The organism is Kribbella orskensis (genome assembly GCF_004342085.1).
Taxonomy (GTDB): domain Bacteria; phylum Actinomycetota; class Actinomycetes; order Propionibacteriales; family Kribbellaceae; genus Kribbella; species Kribbella orskensis.
In genome coordinates, this window is sequence record NZ_SLWM01000041.1 from 16,331 (window position 1) to 34,144 (window position 17,814).

General features: G+C 66.7%; 14 protein-coding genes. 8 read left to right on the forward strand and 6 right to left on the reverse strand.

Annotation, left to right across the window (positions count from 1 at the left end; all coding sequences use genetic code 11):
* The first annotated feature begins 9 nt into the window (after positions 1-9).
* From EV644_RS42530 to EV644_RS42545, 4 genes are read left to right on the forward strand one after another with little or no spacing between them, the layout of a single operon-like run.
* The gene (locus EV644_RS42530; protein WP_132197229.1) at positions 10-1,173 is read left to right on the forward strand and encodes a CpaE/TadZ family protein; all 1,164 of its coding nucleotides are present in this window, start codon (positions 10-12) and stop codon (positions 1,171-1,173) included.
* Positions 1,170-2,573, forward strand: a complete 1,404-nt coding sequence (locus EV644_RS42535; RefSeq protein ID WP_132197227.1) for a TadA family conjugal transfer-associated ATPase — start codon at positions 1,170-1,172, stop codon at positions 2,571-2,573. Before EV644_RS42530 ends, EV644_RS42535 begins: the two co-directional genes overlap by 4 nt.
* Entirely contained in the window at positions 2,570-4,513 is a 1,944-nt protein-coding gene (locus tag EV644_RS42540) for a VWA domain-containing protein (RefSeq protein ID WP_132197225.1), read from the forward strand. The genes EV644_RS42535 and EV644_RS42540 overlap by 4 nt, the downstream gene beginning before the upstream one ends.
* 1 nt (position 4,514) lies before the next feature.
* Positions 4,515-5,429 (forward strand): type II secretion system F family protein, encoded by a 915-nt coding sequence (locus tag EV644_RS42545; protein WP_132197223.1) that lies wholly within the window; start codon positions 4,515-4,517, stop codon positions 5,427-5,429.
* 111 nt (positions 5,430-5,540) lie between these two features.
* On the opposite strand, the gene EV644_RS42550 is transcribed toward EV644_RS42545, so the two are convergent.
* The 3 genes from EV644_RS42550 to EV644_RS42560 all read right to left on the reverse strand — a co-directional run bounded on the left by EV644_RS42550 (position 5,541) and on the right by EV644_RS42560 (position 10,016).
* Positions 5,541-7,886, reverse strand: a complete 2,346-nt coding sequence (locus EV644_RS42550) for an arylsulfatase (protein ID WP_132197221.1) — start codon at positions 7,884-7,886, stop codon at positions 5,541-5,543.
* A 328-nt stretch (positions 7,887-8,214) separates the two neighbouring features.
* Positions 8,215-8,871 carry a response regulator gene (locus EV644_RS42555; RefSeq protein ID WP_132197219.1) on the reverse strand — a complete coding sequence of 219 codons (657 nt, stop codon included), beginning with the start codon at positions 8,869-8,871 and terminating at the stop codon, positions 8,215-8,217.
* Positions 8,868-10,016 (reverse strand): sensor histidine kinase, encoded by a 1,149-nt coding sequence (locus EV644_RS42560; RefSeq protein ID WP_132197217.1) that lies wholly within the window; start codon positions 10,014-10,016, stop codon positions 8,868-8,870. Before EV644_RS42560 ends, EV644_RS42555 begins: the two co-directional genes overlap by 4 nt.
* Before the next feature lie 124 nt (positions 10,017-10,140).
* Here EV644_RS42560 and EV644_RS42565 point away from each other — a divergent pair, with 124 nt between their 5' ends.
* The 3 genes from EV644_RS42565 (at position 10,141) to EV644_RS42575 (ending at position 13,288) form a co-directional block, all read left to right on the forward strand.
* Positions 10,141-12,426 (forward strand): MMPL family transporter, encoded by a 2,286-nt coding sequence (locus tag EV644_RS42565; RefSeq protein WP_241999425.1) that lies wholly within the window; start codon positions 10,141-10,143, stop codon positions 12,424-12,426.
* Positions 12,427-12,710: 284 nt separating this feature from the next.
* The gene (locus EV644_RS42570; protein ID WP_132197215.1) at positions 12,711-13,022 is read left to right on the forward strand and encodes a hypothetical protein; all 312 of its coding nucleotides are present in this window, start codon (positions 12,711-12,713) and stop codon (positions 13,020-13,022) included.
* Positions 13,019-13,288 (forward strand): hypothetical protein, encoded by a 270-nt coding sequence (locus tag EV644_RS42575; RefSeq protein ID WP_132333461.1) that lies wholly within the window; start codon positions 13,019-13,021, stop codon positions 13,286-13,288. The genes EV644_RS42570 and EV644_RS42575 overlap by 4 nt, the downstream gene beginning before the upstream one ends.
* A gap of 794 nt (positions 13,289-14,082) precedes the next feature.
* Here the strand turns inward: EV644_RS42575 and EV644_RS42580 are convergent.
* Positions 14,083-14,682: a hypothetical protein gene (locus EV644_RS42580; RefSeq protein ID WP_132197211.1), complete on the reverse strand. Its 600-nt coding sequence runs from the start codon at positions 14,680-14,682 to the stop codon at positions 14,083-14,085.
* A 309-nt stretch (positions 14,683-14,991) separates the two neighbouring features.
* Entirely contained in the window at positions 14,992-15,912 is a 921-nt protein-coding gene (locus EV644_RS42585) for an alpha/beta fold hydrolase (RefSeq protein ID WP_132197209.1), read from the reverse strand.
* 169 nt (positions 15,913-16,081) lie between these two features.
* On the opposite strand from EV644_RS42585, the gene EV644_RS42590 reads away from it, so the two are divergent.
* Positions 16,082-16,285 carry an AAA family ATPase gene (locus tag EV644_RS42590; RefSeq protein WP_132197207.1) on the forward strand — a complete coding sequence of 68 codons (204 nt, stop codon included), beginning with the start codon at positions 16,082-16,084 and terminating at the stop codon, positions 16,283-16,285.
* 144 nt (positions 16,286-16,429) lie between these two features.
* Here EV644_RS42590 and EV644_RS42595 read toward each other — a convergent pair whose 3' ends face one another.
* The gene (locus tag EV644_RS42595; protein ID WP_199240360.1) at positions 16,430-17,335 is read right to left on the reverse strand and encodes an aminoglycoside phosphotransferase family protein; all 906 of its coding nucleotides are present in this window, start codon (positions 17,333-17,335) and stop codon (positions 16,430-16,432) included.
* Positions 17,336-17,814 lie beyond the last annotated feature (479 nt).

The window sequence follows — 17,814 nt, forward strand, 5'->3', positions numbered from 1 at the left end:
GGCACCGCGATGACCATTCTTTGCCAGCCGGCCGCTGCGCCGGACGACCTGATCTCGAACCTCGGTAGGGACGTTCGGTCGGTCGACGACCTCGATGCCGCGCTCCGCGCTCTGAACGACGACGCCGCCGAGGATCTCGTCGTGGTCGGACCCGAAGCCGACGCCGGGGACGCTCTGCGGTTCGCCGCGGAGCTGCGGTTGGAGCGGCCGGCCACCGGCCTGATCCTGGTCCGCGAGTACGTGGACGTCGCGCTGCTCACGGAGGCACTTCGAGCCGGAGTGCGGGAAGTGGTTGCCGCCGGCGACCCCGTGGCACTGGTCGCCGCGTGCGAGCGCTCGCGGACGCTGTCGGGCCGGGTGCGTGTCAACGACGAGCCGGAACCGGAACACCAGGGCAAGGTCGTCACGGTGTTCGCGGCCAAGGGCGGGTGTGGCAAGACCACCATCGCGATCAACCTGGCCGCGGCGCTGTCGGCGAGCGACGGCAACCGAGTCTGCTTGGTGGACCTCGATCTCTCGTTCGGTGACGTGGCGATCAGCGTCCAGCTCGACCCGGTCCGCACGATCAGCGACGCCTTGCCGATGGCCGGCCATCTCGACACCACAGGTGCGGTCTCGCTGCTGACGTCGTACCGCCCGGGGCTGGACATGCTGCTGGCGCCGGTGACCCCCGGCGATGCGGAGAAGATTCCCGCCGCGCTGGTCGGCGAGCTGCTCACGGTACTGCGCGGAATGTACGACTTCGTCGTGGTCGACACGCCTGCGCAGTTCAGCGAGCACGTGCTCACCGCGATGGACGTCTCCGATCACCATGTCCTGCTGACCACGCCGGACACACCGGCGCTGAAGAACCTGCGGATCACGCTGGACATGCTCGACCTGCTGTCCTACTCGCGCGACATCCGCTCAGTGGTGCTCAATCGCTCCGATTCGAAGGTCGGACTGTCCTCGGGCGATGTCGAGCGCGTGGTCCGCAGTGCCATCAACGGGCACGTGCCGTCCAGCCGCAACGTCCCCATCTCGATCAACAAGGGAGTCCCGATCGTGATCGCGACGCCGACTCACCCGGTCAGCCAGGCGATCACTCGGCTCGCCCACGAACGTCTGCTCAGCCGGCCCGTTGCGGCGAGGTCCAAGGTGTTCGCACGCCGTGGTGCGGGGAGGCGATCATGACCCTGTCCGAACGATTGGCCAAGCGCCAGGCACACCCTGGGCAACAGCCCCAGACGGTGCCGACGAGTTCACCGAGTCCGCAGACGTCCGCCGAGGTACCGCGCCGTGCAGCACGGAACGCGGACCCGTTCGCCGGCGTGAAGCGCAGCGTGCACCAGGGTCTGCTGGAGAGCCTGGGTCCCAAGCTGTACGACGCTCACCTCGACCAGCACGAGCTCGAACAGCAGGTCACGCAAACCCTGCAGACAGTGCTGCAGCGCGACGACACCCCGATGACCGCAGCCGACCGTGCACGCGTCGCGCAGGAGGTCGCCGACGAGATCCTCGGCCACGGCCCGCTCGAGCCGTATCTGCGCGATGCCGGCGTCTCCGAGATCATGGTCAACGGTCACGACCAGATCTACGTCGAACGCGACGGGCGGTTGCTCCCGGTCGATGCGGCGTTCACCGACGAGAGCCACCTGCGTCGCACCATCGACAAGATCGTCTCCCGCGTCGGCCGCCGGGTCGACGACGCCAGCCCGATGGTGGATGCCCGTCTGCCCGACGGCAGCCGGGTGAACGCCGTCGTACCGCCGATCGCACTGGACGGGTCACTGCTCACGATCCGGAAGTTCGCCGCCGACCCCTTCACGGTCGACGACCTGATCTCGTTCGGCACGCTGACCGGGCCGGTCGCGGAACTGCTGCAGGCGTGTGTGCGGGGCCGGTTGAACGTCCTGATCGGCGGCGGCACCGGCTCCGGCAAGACGACGACGCTGAACGTGCTGTCGTCGTTCATTCCCGATGACGAACGCATCGTCACGATCGAGGACGCCGCCGAGCTACAGCTGCGGCAGGAGCACGTACTGCGGCTCGAGTCACGTCCGGCGAACGTGGAGAAGCGCGGCGAGATCGCGATCCGCGAACTGGTGCGCAACTCCCTGCGGATGCGCCCAGACCGCATCATCATCGGTGAGGTCCGCGACGGCGCCGCGCTGGACATGTTGCAAGCCATGAACACGGGCCACGACGGCTCGATCACGACCGTGCACTCCAACGCGCCACGCGACTCGCTGTCCCGGCTGGAGACCATGGTGCTGATGGCCGGCGTCGACCTGCCGCAGCGGGCGATCCGCGAGCAGATGTCCTCCGCGCTCGACCTCATCGTGCACCAGGCCCGCCTCAAGGACGGGACACGTCGCATCACACACATCACCGAGGTCACCGGCATGGAGGGTGAGGTCATCACCCTCCAGGACGTGTTCCAGTTCGACTTCCACGCGGGCGTCGACGAGCGCGGCTGTTTCCGCGGCGCGCTGCGGTCGACCGGCCTGCGCCCAGGTTTCCTCGATCGGCTCGCTGATCGCGGCGTCTACCTGCCGCCGCGGATGTTCGGCTTGGAAGAGGTCTACCGATGACGATCGCGCGACGCATCCGATGGCTGGGTGCCGTAGTCCTCGGCTTGGCAGTGGTTCTGCCGGGAATCGCGCACGCGGACGGCGATCCGTCGGCACGGATCGACTCTGTGCAGGTCAGCCAAGGCCATGCCAGCTTCGTGCTCACGACCGCCGACGTGTCAGGAAAGCTGGACTCGAAGTCGGTGCGCGTCCAGGCCGGCAGCACCTCGCTGCCGGCACAGGTGACGCCGGTGAGCAGCAAGACCGTGACAGCAGCTCCGCCGCGCGCGGTGGTCATCGCGCTGGACACCAGTGGCTCGATGGCCGGCTCGGGGCTTGCTGCGGCGCGTCAGGCCGCGCTCAGCTACCTTGCCAGCCTGCCGAACGACGTCAGGGCGGGCCTGATCACCTTCTCCGACCAGCCTCGTCTCTTGGTCTCGCCGACGACGAACCGCACCCTGGTTCGTGCGGCATTGGCGCACGTGCAGGCCAACGGCGACACAGCGCTGTACGACGCTGTCCGCGCAGCCGTCGCCACGCTCGATGCCGCCCGCCTCGGCTCGTCAGCCCAGCGCAGGCTGGTCGTGCTGTCGGATGGTGTCGACACGTCCAGCAAGGCGAATCTCACCTCGGTGACCACGCAGCTCGCGGCGGATCGCATCCCGGCTGACGTCGTCGCCTTCCGGTACGGCAGCGGTGACGCATCAGCGGCACAGGAGATCGCGTCGGCCGCGGGCGGACGGATACTGACCGCGCAGAACGCCGGTGAGCTGACGGCAGCCTTCGCTGCCGTGGCGCGGAACTTCACTGCGCGCGCCAAGGTCGACGTCACTGTGCCCGACGCATTGGCCGGCCGTAGCGTCATGCTGCGGGTCGCCATCGGTTCGGTCAGCGCCAAGACCTTGGTGACCTTTGCCGCGGTCACTCCGCCAACTCCCGCGCCGGCGCCGACGAACGCCGTACAGCCGGCTCGGTCGCACCAGACCAGCTGGTCATGGCAGCTTCTCGCGCTGCTGGCCGGCGTCTTCTCGATCGTGGTGCTCTCCGTCGTACTACTGCGCTGGCAGGGCTCCCGGGAAGACACTGCGCGTCGGTTGATCCAGAGGGTCAGCCAGTACGGACCTCGCCGCGACGAGCACCACACCGGTGAGGTGGAGGGCGCTGCCGCGCGGACCGCGGTCGGACTCGTCGCCCAAGTCCTGCGGTCCAGCGGCGTCGACCAAGGACTTGCCAAGCGGCTCGATCTCGCGGACGTGAAGCGCAAGCCCGCCGAATGGGCGTCGCTTGTCCTCTGCGGCAGTACGGCGCTGGGCGTCGCCCTGATGCTCGCAGGCGTCAACGGGCTGCTGAGTTTGCCGATCGGACTTCTCGTCGGATGGCTCGCACAACATGCCTTCCTCACCATCCGTATCGGGCGCCGCCGTGCGGCCTTCGGCGAACAACTCCCCGATGTGCTTCAGCTGATCGTCGGATCGCTTCGGTCCGGGTTCTCGCTCGCGCAGGCTGTCGATGCCGTCGTACGCGACGGCACGCAACCGGCCGCAGGTGAGTTCTCTCGGGCGCTCGCGGAGACCAGGATCGGTGTCGATCTCGAGGACGGTCTCACCCACGTTGCGGACCGGATGCACTGCGAGGACCTGCGCTGGGTCGTGATGGCCACCCGAATCCAACGGGAGGTCGGCGGCAACCTGGCCGAGGTACTGACGAACACCGTCGACACTATGCGCGAACGCGCACAGACCCGCCGCCACGTCCGGGCGCTCAGTGCCGAGGGGCGGCTGTCCGGATACATCATCGTCAGTCTGCCGATTGCGCTCGGTGCGTGGCTGACGTTGAGCAAACCGCAGTACATGAGCCCGCTGTTCACCACACCGATCGGCGTCATGATGGTCGCCGGCTGCGTCGGGCTCATCATCGTCGGCGCGTTCTGGATCCGCGTCTTGATCAAGGTGGAGGCGTGAGATGAACCCGACCGTGCTCTTGATCGCGGGAGTCGCCGCGCTCGGCCTCGCCATTGTCATGGCAGTCATCAGCATCACCGCGCGAACTGCCGAAGGTGGCGTGGCCCGGGCACTCGCCACGATCGACAGTCACTACACGCAGCACGCACCGGTGGAGCTCGAGCCGAAACGTGATCCGTTCGCCGTACTGCCAGGCTGGCTGCGCGGAGTCGCCGTACGCCTGTCGCCCTCGGGCATCAGTACGACGCTGCAGCGCCGGCTCGACCTGGCCGGCAACCCGTCGGGGTTGACGCCCGACCGAGTCCTGGCGGCAAAGGGCCTGGGTCTGTTCATCCTGGGCAGTCTGGGCGGCCTGTACGGGCTTCGGACGATCGGCCTGCTCGTCGTGGGCGCTGCCGTGGCGGCGGCCGTCGGCTTCTTCCTGCCCGACGTCCTGCTGTACAACGCCGGGATCAAGCGACAGGAAAAGATCCAGAAGGCCTTGCCCGATGCGCTCGACCTGCTCACGGTCTGCGTCGAGGCTGGGCTCGGATTCGACGCGGCGCTGGCGCAGGTCGCCCGGAACACCACCGGCCCGCTGGCCGCGGAGTTCTCCCGGGTGCTGCAGGAGATCCAGATCGGCAAGTCGCGCTCGCAGGCACTGCGTGCGATGACCGACCGGACGACTGTGCCCGGGCTGCGGTCGTTCGTATCCGCGCTCGTGCAGGCCGGCGAGCTGGGCATCACGATCGCCGACGTACTGCGTGAACAGGCGAGGGAGATGCGGCTGCGGCGCAGGCAACGTGCCGAGGAGAAGGCGCAGAAGGTGCCGGTGAAGATCCTGTTCCCGCTGGTGTTCTGCCTGTTCCCGTCCATGTTCGTCGTCATCATCGGCCCCGGCGTGATCAGCATCATCAACGTCTTCTTCGGGAAGTAGCCATGACCATGCTCAAGCGCGGGAACCCTGCGCCGGCACACTCCCGACCTACCCAGTGTGGGCCGTGAAGTCCCCTGCGACTCCAGGCGATTCCGGGTCCTGTGTGCGAGGTCAGGCGGACTCTGGGGCCTGCTGCTTGATGGTGATCTTGCGGATGGTGCCGGTGAAGGCGTTGTCCCACGGGTCGTAGTCGTCGATGACCGGCGACCAGGCGTCGACACCGACGTCGGCGGTTTCGCCGGCCAGCGAGTAGATGGCGCCCATGGTCTTGTCGATGCGGCCTTCGGCGACCTGGCTGCCGTTGACATACAGGCGGCCGGTGGCGCCGTTGTTCAGCCCGCCGCCGTCGTAGTCGAACTCGAAGTCGAGTTTCACCTCGCCGGATGGCAGACGTTCATCTCCCTCGATGGTGTACGTCTCGCGCGCGAGCCAGTTGTAGGCGTACTTGGGCTTGCCGTTCTTGACGTACAAGGACCAGCCGCCGGTCTGGCCGGCCTGGCTGAGGACGACCCCCTCCGCCCCGTCCTGTGGAACCTCGATCTCCGCACTGATCCGGTACGAGACCGCCTTGGTGTTGATGAAGTTGTTCTCCGTCATCCCGGTCATGCCCGAGTAGAGGGTGAGCTCGGTGCGTCCGGCCATAAGGTCCGGGCGGCCGGCGGCGACGGGGTTGAGGCGTTCAAATGCCCGGTCGTCGAGTGGATAGACGCCGTACTTGATCGCCTCCTGGTGGAAGAGCGCCTTGAGCTCCTCGAGCTTATCGGGGTACTCCTCGGCGACATCGTGGGCGAGACCGAAGTCCTCGGCCAGGTGATAGAGCTCCCACTGGTCTTGCTCGAAGCCCACCACCCGCGGTGCGGGCTCCCACGGGGCCCGGTGTACCACAGCGGCCAGCCAGCCTTCGTGGTAGATGCTGCGGTTGCCGGAGACCTCGTTGTACTGGGTGGTGTGCCGCTCGGGTGCGTCACTCTCGTCGAAGGAGTAGGCCATGCTGACCCCGGCCATCGGGGTCTGCTCGTGGCCGTTGACGATCTTGGGCTCGGGGATGCCGACGGCCTCCAGGATGGTCGGGACGACATCGATGACGCTGGTGTACTGGCGCCGGATCTCCCCCTTCGACTCGATCCCGTTGGGCCAGTGCACGACGGTGCCGGCCATGTTGCCGCCGGCGTGCGCCATCTGGATGCACCATGTCGCCGGAGTCGCGCCGGCGCACGCCCAGCCGACCGAGTAGTTCGGGTAGGACTTCGGCCCGCCGTACTCATCGAGCCGGCTCAGCAAGTAGGGAATGTCTTCCGGCGCGCCGTTCAGCGGGCCCCACTCCACGAACACGCCGTTGATGTCACCGATGGACGAGCCGCCGTTGTCGCCCGCGATGTAGAAGATCAGCGTGTTGTCGAGCTCGCCGAGCTCCTCGATCGCGTCCACCACCCGCCCGACCTCATGGTCGGCGCTCTCCACCAACGTGGCGTAGACCTCCATCTGCCGGACGTAGACAGTCTTCTGATCCTCCGACAGGTCCGCCCACGGCGGGATGTAGTCCGGGTTCGCCGCCAGGTCGGTGTCCGGCGGAACTATGCCCAGCTCCTTCTGCCGGGCCAAGATCTCCTCCCGCATCCGGTCCCAGCCCTGGTCGAACTCGCCCCGGTACAAGCCCTGGTCCAGCCACGCCTTGGGTGGCGTGTGCGGCGGGTGCCCGGCGCTACTGGAGTAGTACAAGCAGAACGGCCGGTCCGGAGTCAGCGACCGGGTGGCCTGGACCCACGCGATCGCCTGGTCGGTCATATCGACGTTGAAGTGATAGTCCGGGTCGTTCGGGGTCCCGATGTGGGTCACGCCGTCGATCAAGTTCGGGTTCAGCGAGGACTGCTCACCGGCCAGATAGCCGTAGAACTTGTCCCACCCGGAATGGGCCGGCCACCGGTCGAACGGCCCGCTGACGCTGACCTCGTACGGCGGCACCTCATGACACTTGCCGAAGTAGCTGGTGACGTACCCCCAGCGGCGCAGTATCTCGCCCACGGTCGCGCAGCTGTCCGGTCGTACGCCGGTGTCACCCGGGAAGCCGGTGCTGGTGTCCACCACCGTTGCCGCGCTGCATTGGTGCTGGTTGCGGCCGGTCAGCAGCGACATCCGGGTCGGGGAGCAAAGCGCGTTGACGTGGAAGTTCGGGTAAGTCACACCACCCGACGCCAGCCGCTCCAGGGTTGGGGTGCGGATCGGTCCCCCGAACGTCGACGGGTCGGCGTAGGAGAACTGATCCATCAACACGATCACTACGTTCGGCGCACCCGCCGGCGGACGGACCTGAAACCGCTCCGGCGCTTGCACCCGGCGCCAGTCCGGCTCCGACATCGGCTCGAAGCGTGGAGGCGGGATCGGTAGGACCTCGCCGAGCCGCCCCGGAGACTCCGAGGGAATCCGCACAAACTCGACCCTGGGCTCACCGTCCGACATGTGGCCTCCTCCACCAATCTGGCACGTCGTCTCACGCTAGGCACGACCACAGCGCCGATCGTCACCCGTCACGGATGAGTTCGACCCATCCGTGAGATGTCGAGGCCCGGCTCGTGGGGCGGGGTCGGATGACCGCCTCGTTGAGGACCGGCCCGAGCGCCCGCTCGAAAGGTTCGAACCGGCCTTGACAGGTTGGCAAGGGTCTGGGGCTTCTCGAACAGGGCTGGGGCGTTCTTGCGGCCTCGCCGGTCGGTGGCCGGACGGTGGAACAACCCACCGGACGGGTAGTCGGCGAGGTCGAGGGTGCGGACGTGTTTGAAGCCATGACCTAGAGCTTGATGCGGCCGGTTTCGTAGGCCCACATGGCGACCTCGACCCGGTTCCGGGCGCCCACCTTGCCCATCACGCTGGTCAGGTGAGTCTTCACGGTGCTGAGGCTGATGTGCAGCTCCGCCGCGATCTCGGCGTTGGTCCGGCCGGTGGCCGCGCCTATCAGGACCTGTTCCTCGCGAGTGGTGAGCGGATCGACCGGTTGGACTGGTGTGCGGCCGGTCGGTGGTTCGGAGAACGCGGCCAGCAGCCGTGCGGTGATCTTCGGCGCGATCAGTGCGTCACCGTTGGCGGCGGCGTGGATCGCCTGGACCAGAAGGTCGGGGCCGGCATCCTTCAGCAGGAATCCACGCGCGCCGGCCTTCAGTGCGCCGTACACATACTCGTCGAGATCGAAGGTGGTGATCACCACGATGGCCAGTGGGTCTTCGACGCCGGGGCCGGCGAGCTCGCGGGTCGCCGCGATCCCGTCCAGGCCGGGCATCCTGATGTCGAGCAGGCACACATCGGGCCGCAGCCGGCGGGCGAATTGGACCGCTTCCAGACCGTCGGCCGCCTGACCGACCACCTCGATACCGGGTTGCGCATCGAGGATCATCGCGAGTCCGGTCCGGACGAGATCCTGGTCGTCGGCGACGAGTACGCGGATCGTCATCGGCCGACCGCCGTTCGCGGCAGCACCACGTCGACGGACCAGCCCCGGCCCGAATCGGGTCCCGCGGCGAACGTGCCGCCGAGTAGCGTGGCCCGCTCGGTCATCCCGACCAAGCCGTAGCCGAGCGAGTTCCGGGGCGCCGAGGTGGCCTCTCCGTCGTCGCGGACAGTCAGGCGGACGGAGTCGTCGTACGACGTCAGCCTAACGTCGATGCGCGTTGCCTGCCGGGCGTGCCGTACGGCGTTCGTGATCGACTCCTGCGCGATGCGATAGATCGCGGCGCCGACCGCTGGTCCGAGGTCGTCGAGGTCGCCCGACACCTCGACCTCGACCCGCGGCCGGTCCCCGACGCTGCGGGCGAGCCGCTCCAGGTCGGCCACTCCCGGTTGTGGAGCCAGCGCCGCCGTTCCGTCATCGCGCAGTACGCCGACCATCGTCCGCATCTCGGCCAGAGTACGCGTGCCCTCCGCCTCGATGATGGCGAGCGCATCGACCGCGGCTTCCGGGCGAGTGGCGGCGACGGCTCGGCCGGCCTGGGCCCGGATGACGATGGCCGAGACGTGATGAGCGACCGTGTCGTGCAGCTCCCGGGCCAACTGCTCGCGCTCCCGGAGTCGCACCTGGTCCAGCTCGCGGAGCCGGGCGGACCACCAATAACGGACCGCGGCCCCGACTGTCGCCGGGAACAGCAGGAACATGCTGCCGGCGGCGGCTTCGCCGTACCCGGTGAAGTCACTGATGATTCCCAGCACCAGCGCCACCAGGATGAACGCCAGGCCGATGAGGATCTCGCGGCCGGATCCCCAGCGAACCAGTGAGTACGGCAGCAACACCACGCAGATCATCGAGTACAGCCCGAAGGTCGCGTCTCCACTGATCAGGGTTACGAGGTTGACCACGATCAGGGCGCCGAACACGGCGGCCACCACGGCCAGCGGGTGGGTACGACGCCACAGGAGAGCGCACACGGTTGCCACGGCGAGCACCAGTGCGACGGGCCTCCAGACCACGTCCTCACGGAGTACGCCTTCGAGAACGACCGCCGTCAGCAGGCCGACGACGAGCACCCAATCGCGCCACACCCGCCTGGGTGGGTCGGGCGCTCGCGGCTCGGCCAGCAGCGAGCGGAGGGCGTTTCTCACCATGCCCACAGCGTAGGGACTCCGGGCGCCGAGCGGATCGGCTCAAAGTACGGGACGCGACCCGGCTGATCGGCCGAGGCAAGTCCGTCTCATCGCCTGAGGTGGTGGCCGGCCCCACGGCCACACGATGAGTCCAACTCTCGCTGAAGGGATCATGATGACGTCGAATCTGTACAGAGTGGGCCGGTACGCCGCACGTCGGCCCTGGGTGGTGATCGGAGCGTGGCTGGTGGTAGCGGCGCTCGTGGTCGCGGCATCCGGCGCCTTCGGCAAGAAACTCGAGGAATCCTTCGGAGCACCTGGTGTCGACTCGCAGTACGCGACCGATCTGCTGTCGGCCGCGGGAGCGGATCAGGCCGGGCTGACCGCGCAGGTGGTCGTGACTCCTCTCGACGAGCAGGCGACGCTCAACGGACCCGAGCTGCGGGCTGCGCTGACGCAAATCCGGTCGACTGCGGCTTCGTTGCCACACGTGCTGGGGGTCGGCGATCCCGTCATCTCGCCGGACGGCCGGGTCGGGCTCATCCGGCTTCAGTATCCGGTGCTCGACAAGCTGGAGCCGAGCGACCTCGAGCAGCTCAAGACCCTGACGGCGGTGGAATCGCCGCTGCGGATCGAGCTGGGCGGGGATCTTTTCTACGCGTTCGAGGAAGCCCAGGCAGGTCTCGGCGAGGCGTTCGGGCTGATCGCCGCGATGGTCATCCTGCTGCTCGCGTTCGGATCGATCATCGCGATGGGGCTGCCGGTCGGGATGGCTGTGTTCGGCCTCGCGCTGGCGATCAGCTCGCTGTCGTTGGTCACCTATCTCATCGATCTGCCCAGTTGGGCGCCGGTACTTGGCAGCATGATCGGGCTCGGCGTGGGCATCGACTACGCGCTGATCATCGTCACCCGGCACCGCGAGAACCTAGGCCGCGGGATGGAGGTCGAGGAGTCGGTCGGGCACGCTGTCGCCACGGCTGGGCAGGCTGTGCTCTTCGCCGGTGGCACAGTGGTGATCGCGATCCTCGGGCTGGTGGTGGCCGGCGTACCGTTCATGACCGCCGGCGGGATTGCCATCTCGCTGATCGTACTGACCATGGTGCTCGCTTCGCTCACCTTGCTGCCCGCGTTCTTGGGTCTGGCCGGGCACTGGATCAACCGCCTTCGGGTACGGCGGGTGCAGGCGTCCCCTGGTTCGGGTTGGCGGCGGTGGGCGGGGCATGTGTCCAAGCACGCCGCCGCGTACGCCGTCGGCGCCACCGTCCTGCTGCTGGCGCTGGCCGCACCCGTGCTCGCACTCCGCGTCGGTACGCCCGATGACGGCGCGCTTCCCGTGCAACGCACCGAGCGCCGGGCCTACGACCTGGTTGCTGCGGGATTCGGTGCCGGTAGCAACGGTCCGCTGGTGATCGCCGTCGACGTCTCTCGAGATCCGACCGTCGTACAACCTCTGTTCAACGCCGTCCGGGCCGATCGGGGCATCGCGTCCGTCGGATCTCCTCAGGTGAATACCGCGGCGGGCGTCGCGACGTTGATCGCCGTACCGACGACCGGACCGCAGGACGATGCCACGATGACGACGGTCGAGCGGCTTCGCGCGGAGGTCTTCCCCTCGGTACTACGGGACAGTCCGGCGAAGGCCCATGTCGGTGGTCAGACGGCGACCTTGGCGGATGTCGGTGCGAAGGTCAACGATCGGCTGGCGTGGTTCATCGGCGCGGTGATCCTGTTGTCCGTCGTGCTTCTCACGGTGGTCTTCCGGTCGGTCGTCGTACCACTGAAGGCCGCTGCGATGAACCTGCTCAGCATCGGCGCGTCGTTCGGCGTCATGGTGATGATCTTCCAGTGGGGTTGGGCCGCGGATCTGATCGGGCTGGAGTCGACCATCCCGATCCTCCCGTTCATCCCGATGTTCATGTTCGCCGTGGTGTTCGGGCTGTCGATGGACTACGAGGTCTTCCTGCTCACCCGGATCCGTGAGGAGTACGTCCGGACCGGCGACAACACCACCTCGACCATCCACGGCATCACCACTACCGGCCGCGTGATCACCTCGGCAGCGCTCATCATGATCGCGGTCTTCGTCAGCTTCTCCCTCGCCGACGACCCAACGGCCAAGATGTTCGGCCTGGGCCTGGCCACTGCCGTCCTCATCGATGCGACCATCGTGCGACTGGTTCTCGTGCCGGCCTTGATGAAGCTGTTGGGCGACGCGAACTGGTGGATGCCTGCCTGGCTCAACCGGCCGTTGGTGACCGGCGTCGGCGTCATAGGCGACCGCAACCGGGACCACAACGGCCAGCGACGGCGACCAACCGGACCCACTGGAGAGTCCAACCGGGCAATGGTGCATCCTGACAGCGCGGGGACCGCTGTCGAACTGAAAGCGGAAGGTCGGCGGTTCGAGACCGCCCCTGACCACCCCTCCTGAGCGTGAATCCGGCCCTCCTGGGCCGACCGCCATTGCCGTGAGTCCCCCTCAGCGCCCATCCCCTGTCGCCGTCGGTGTCCCACACGCCCTTACGCAGCAGGCGCTGCAGCCGATCGGGCGAGTCAGGTCCGGCATGCTCAGCCAGGGACTAGCAGTTCTTCACCGCCAGCGGTGACATCAGCCCAGCACCGGATCGCGCGCCAGTCGACGACCGGTGTTGATGCGCGAGCGTCTGTGGACTTTGTGCGGCCTACACTCCTGTGCACTCGACAAAGGGGCCGGGATTGAAGCGTGTTCACGTCGTCATCGCGCTGGCTGTACTTGCGGTCGGTCTTGCGGGTGCCATCGGTGTAGGACGGTCGAACGCCAAGGAGGAACCTGACCAGCCGGCGACCGCCCAGGCGGTTGCCGCGGCGGCGATCCGGCACGTACCGGCGGAGGCGAAACTGGTCAAGGTTGTGGACGCTGGTTCGCCGGAGGATATGCAGGTACGACTCACGTATGACGTCGCCGGTGAGTCGGTCCTCTTGCTGATCGAGATCCACTCGCCGGGAGGCTGGCAGGCGGAATGGGCGACTGCGATCAGCAGCTATTGAGCGACGAGCCCGACTGCGAAACTCAAGAGCTGAAGGACGGTACAAAGCTGTCGGTCGTGCGGCTGCCCGACGGTACCGCGACTATCAACATGCGCAAGGACGGATTTGTGCTGGCGCATGCATCCCGGGTCGCCGCGGCTGACCCGGTGATCAACACCGACGTTCTCAAGGCGATCGCCACCGATCGGATGATCGGCCTCACCACGAGCTCGCGGATGCTCGAACTGGGTAAGGGCATCGAGCTGACGTCCGTCAGCCCTGGTTGATCCGACTGCTTCGGGCGCGCCCCTCCGTCATCTGGTCGACAACGCAACCCGTGGTGGCATCCACTGGATCGACCTACGGGCTGTACAGCGTGAGCAGTGGCCGCTCCTGCATGAAGGAGTCCGGCCGACCCGTGATCGGTACGCTCAGGGTCGACTCTCCTGGGACGGCGCTGTGACGTTAGGTCGCTCCTTGGTGCCGTGGACGACTTGTTGGCGTCGTTTGAGGCGACACCTTCTGATCTGTAGCCGAGTTCAGACCGTCCACCGCTGACCAATGCACGCCTGGGCTGAGGCGCCAAGCTAGCGAACTGTCCAGCGGCGTCCGCCCTGATCCGTGGCCGCTGTTAGCAAGCCCGTCGCAGGCGCACCGACGTATGGTTCCGACATGGTCTCGTCCGCACGGAATCGTCGTCGTAACTGGTGGGCAGTGATCGGTGCGGTCGTTCTGATTGTCGCGAATGTGGTGTGGGCCCGGGTGGCGGGTGGCTCAGAATGGACCGACCCAGCAATCGTCATGTCGCCCATCGCGGCGATGGTCGGGGCAGCGGCTGGGTGGGGAGTAGCGGTGCTCGTGGATCGACGTGCCCGTTAGAACGCTGTCAGGCCTGGTGCTGGTGGTTCCGTGATGCTTCGCGCCGGGTAGTTCCCTGCCTTGACTGCGGATGTCTGGTTGGCCACTCCGTCGAGGGTGCGGACGTGCTTGAAGCCGCGGTTCTCGTAGTAGCGGCGGAGGCCGATGTTGTCGGTCCACACATCGATGCGGACTCAGTGGTTGCCAAGTTGGCCGGCGCGGGTCACCTTTTCCAGAGTGGCGACATCACCGCGAGAGCTTCCGTAGTTGTTGCCCACTTCCGGGAATTCCATTGCACAACCCAGATGCCGCGGCCACGCTTCCACCACAGAACCCATCGATTGCACTCGAGCGACCCGCCGCCGTCATCAGGACACTCGAAACCCACGAGCCGACTGGCCGGCGGCGTCGCAGCAGACGGAAGTCCTTCGGCCGGATGCCTTTGCGGATAGTCCCAATAGACGCCATTCCAGCCAGGCGAGAAGATTTTTGAAGCCAACCACGCTCGCACTGGACCGGCGTAGTCGCTCGCCGTCACAACAAGCTCGCTTCTGTCGGCAAGCCGAACGCTCAAGATCATTGAATCCCGCTCGTACATCCGGCTCACCTCATCAGGCAACCGATCGAGCTTCGTGGCCCCCGGCCAAGCCTCGACCACGGCCGCATCGTCCGGCAGAAGACCGATCGCCGACTCATCACCTCCTCTCCGCGCAGTCAGATACACACTGATCACACAAAGAACCAACAACCCACAGAGAATGAGTACCACTCGGCGCCGTCCGGAGCCCAGCATTGATCGCAGCCGGGCCATCGACTCATTCAATGCGAACTCCCTAGGCGATGTCATTGACTCGAGATTCACTACCACACTCTGAGACAACGAAGGCGTGGTCGGGAGTGAGACTGATGGTGACTGAGTCATCGTTCCGACCACAGTTCTCATCTGCGGCTTCCTAATTTAAGAACCGCCGATCCTCCCGCAAGGACCGCAATGCCTACTTGGCGACCAGTGCCGCAAGTTGATCGGGCGCCTTCCGCTGGTCCAGTAGGGGCTGCGCCGCACCCGCCGGCGCGCTCATCTGCTGGAGAATTGGCGAGCAGTCTGAGTCCGCGCTGTAGCGCTCGCCGCGGTTCAGGCCACCAGCAGGTCGCCGCAGAAAGAGCGGATGGCGCGGTTGACCGTCTCGGGCCGCTCCCAGGGCATGAAGTGGCCGGCGCCCTTGACCCAGAACGGACCGACCGCTTCGGGGAAGGCGAGCGCGCACCGCTGCTCGATGTGGTCGCCTATCGTCGCCTGGTCGGTGCCGATGAGCACCAGGGCTCGCTGCCGGACCGGCCGGTCGATCATTTCCGGCGCCGACAGCGGCCGGGTGCCCATGACGACCTCGTAGTCGGCGAAGGCGGCACGCAGCCGGCCCGCGTCCCCGTAGGGCTCGGTCAGGAAGGCCAAGTCCTCCTCGTCAAAGGCATCGGGCGGAGACCACAGGCGGTGCCCGTAGAACTCACCCACATAACCCCTCCGCCGCTCGGGCGTGTTCAGCTCGGCGACCAAGGCGTCGGCGTGGTGTCCCTGGCGGCGCTGGTACTCGAAGACGGCGGGCTTGGGCCGGGTCGGCGGGATACCCGCCGCTGCGAACGCCTCACCCAGGTCGGGCATGGAGTCGTCCAGGATCACCAGGCGGTCCACCCACTCGGGGTGGCGGTTGGCCATGTCGATGGCGACCATTGCGCCCAGATCGTGCCCGGCGACGACTACGCGCTCCCAACCGAGCATGTCGAACAGGCCGGTCAGGTCGGCATTGAACGCGTTGAGGTCGTAGAAGTCGTCCGGGGCGAAGTCGGAGTCGCCGTAGCCGCGCAGATCCGGCGCGACGACGTCGAACCCCGCCTCGGCGAGCGGGACGAGATTGTGCGACCAGATGCGGCTCGTACAAGGGAATCCGTGGATGAGCAGCAGCGGTACGCCGCCGTCCCCACGACGCCGCACCGCCAGGCGGTGCCCCTGGCGGACTTCGATCATCACGGGCGCAACGACGTCAGCAGGAAGAGCCATGCACCTGGTTTACACCAGTCGAGCGAGCACCGCGGTCGCCTTGGTCCCGCACCATTGGCCGCGAAACCCGAAACGAGTTCGAAGTCTCCGTCCGAGCTGGTCAAGTCCGGCCGCTAGGTTCTCTCGCCATACATGTTCCACAGTGCCGTGTTGATCAGATGGGAGCCACATGGGTGACGTCGTCGTTGTCCAGATGTCAGGAGCACCGGGAGCCGGCAAGACAACCATCGCTCGCGAGCTGGTCCGCCACCGCCGCCCGGTCGCGATAGACCGCGACATCGTACTGACCGCGCTGCTGGAAAGTGACGGCGCATACAACCTGGAAGGAGACGGCGCCTTCACCCTCACCCGCGCCGCAGCTACAGCGTGCTGAAGGCGATAGCCGACGACGTCCTGGCGCAGGGGCTCGGCGTGGTCATCGACCGCCCATGCTACTACGACGAGTTACTGGCGGCCGGGCAGGCGCTCCGGTGTTCCTCGACAGCGCCAGTGCGTGAGACCGCGTGCGACTGCCGCGTCAGGTCGAGTTCTGGTGATTGGCTACCACCTGGTCAATGGCATGCCGACCGGCAGCCGCAAGGACAGGGTTGGTCTTGCGATAGACGCGCACCGCCCCCAACCCGGCACTGAGCGCCCAGCCACGGCCTCGGACCCAGGTCGCATCATCAACTTCCGCAGCGGCACGGAACAACTCACGGCTCCGAGCAGTCAACAAGGTCCAGGCCGGAAGCATGTCGGTCGCTGGATCGCCAAGGCCTAGTAAGCCGAAGTCGATGACTGCTGCCAATCGACCGAACAGGGCGAGCAGGTTAGAGGGAAATAGATCGCCGTGGATCCACACCAGCGGGCGGTTCCAGCTGGGAGCAGCTAGCGCCGACTCCCAGACCGCCACCGCCGCATCTCCATCGAGATTGCCTTCTTCGCTCAACTGTCGGATGGTGACGCGAACGACGTCGTCGTCACGGGCGTCGATGGGAGTTGCCCGCGGTGATACTGGCGCGGCAGCGGTGTCGATGCGCTGGAGTACGGCGATGAACTCGCCAAGCCGGCTGGCCACGTCGGAGAGGTCCACATCCGTCCGGGCGGCCAGATCTTCGCCAGCCAACCACCGATACACCGACCAGGGATAGGGGAACTCCCCTTCAGGGATGCCGGCAGCCAGCGGCACTGGTATCGACAACGGCAACTGTGGAGCGAGTCGCGGCAGCCATCGTTGCTCTTTGGCAACCATGGCGGCGGCACCGTCTAGGCGCGGCAGGCGTACAGCCATCGCATCGCCCAGCCGGTAGATCGCGTTGTCAGTACCAGCCGAGCTGACCTTCGCTATAGGCAGGTGCGCCCAGGCCGGAAACTGGCTCGTGATCAGCCCGCTTACCAAGGCCTGGCTGATATCGATCTCGTCGGGATTCATCTTCGGCGCCACGACATGAACACCTTTCGTTCGAATTAGCGGGCTCGGTTCAAGGGGACGCTACTCAACAGACACCACCCGAGCCGCCCTGCCGCCCTGGACCTGTTCCACAACAGACAGGCCCAGGATTCGGCCGGCAGGCCGCATGGGCCCGCATGGCCGGACGTTCGTTTGACGACGATGAGCGTGCACAATCACGTTCGTGAGCCTCATCGACCGCATCGTTGAGTCCCCAGATGCCTGGACTTCGGCCCTCGGGTCATAGATGAAGTGCCGCTGCGCATGTACCGGCTCTACCTCGACGACGCCGCGGGCGCCGACCTACACGCGCTCCTCATCGCGCACGCGGCCTCAGGCTTGGCATCGGCTGCGATGTGACCGACCTTGCCCGCTCATCGGCTGCTTGTTTAATTGCCTGTAGGACCGATCCTGGCGAGGCTTGGTCCAGGCGCTCGGCTCGTCGCTCTCATTTCGGCTGCCCACGCTGGTCG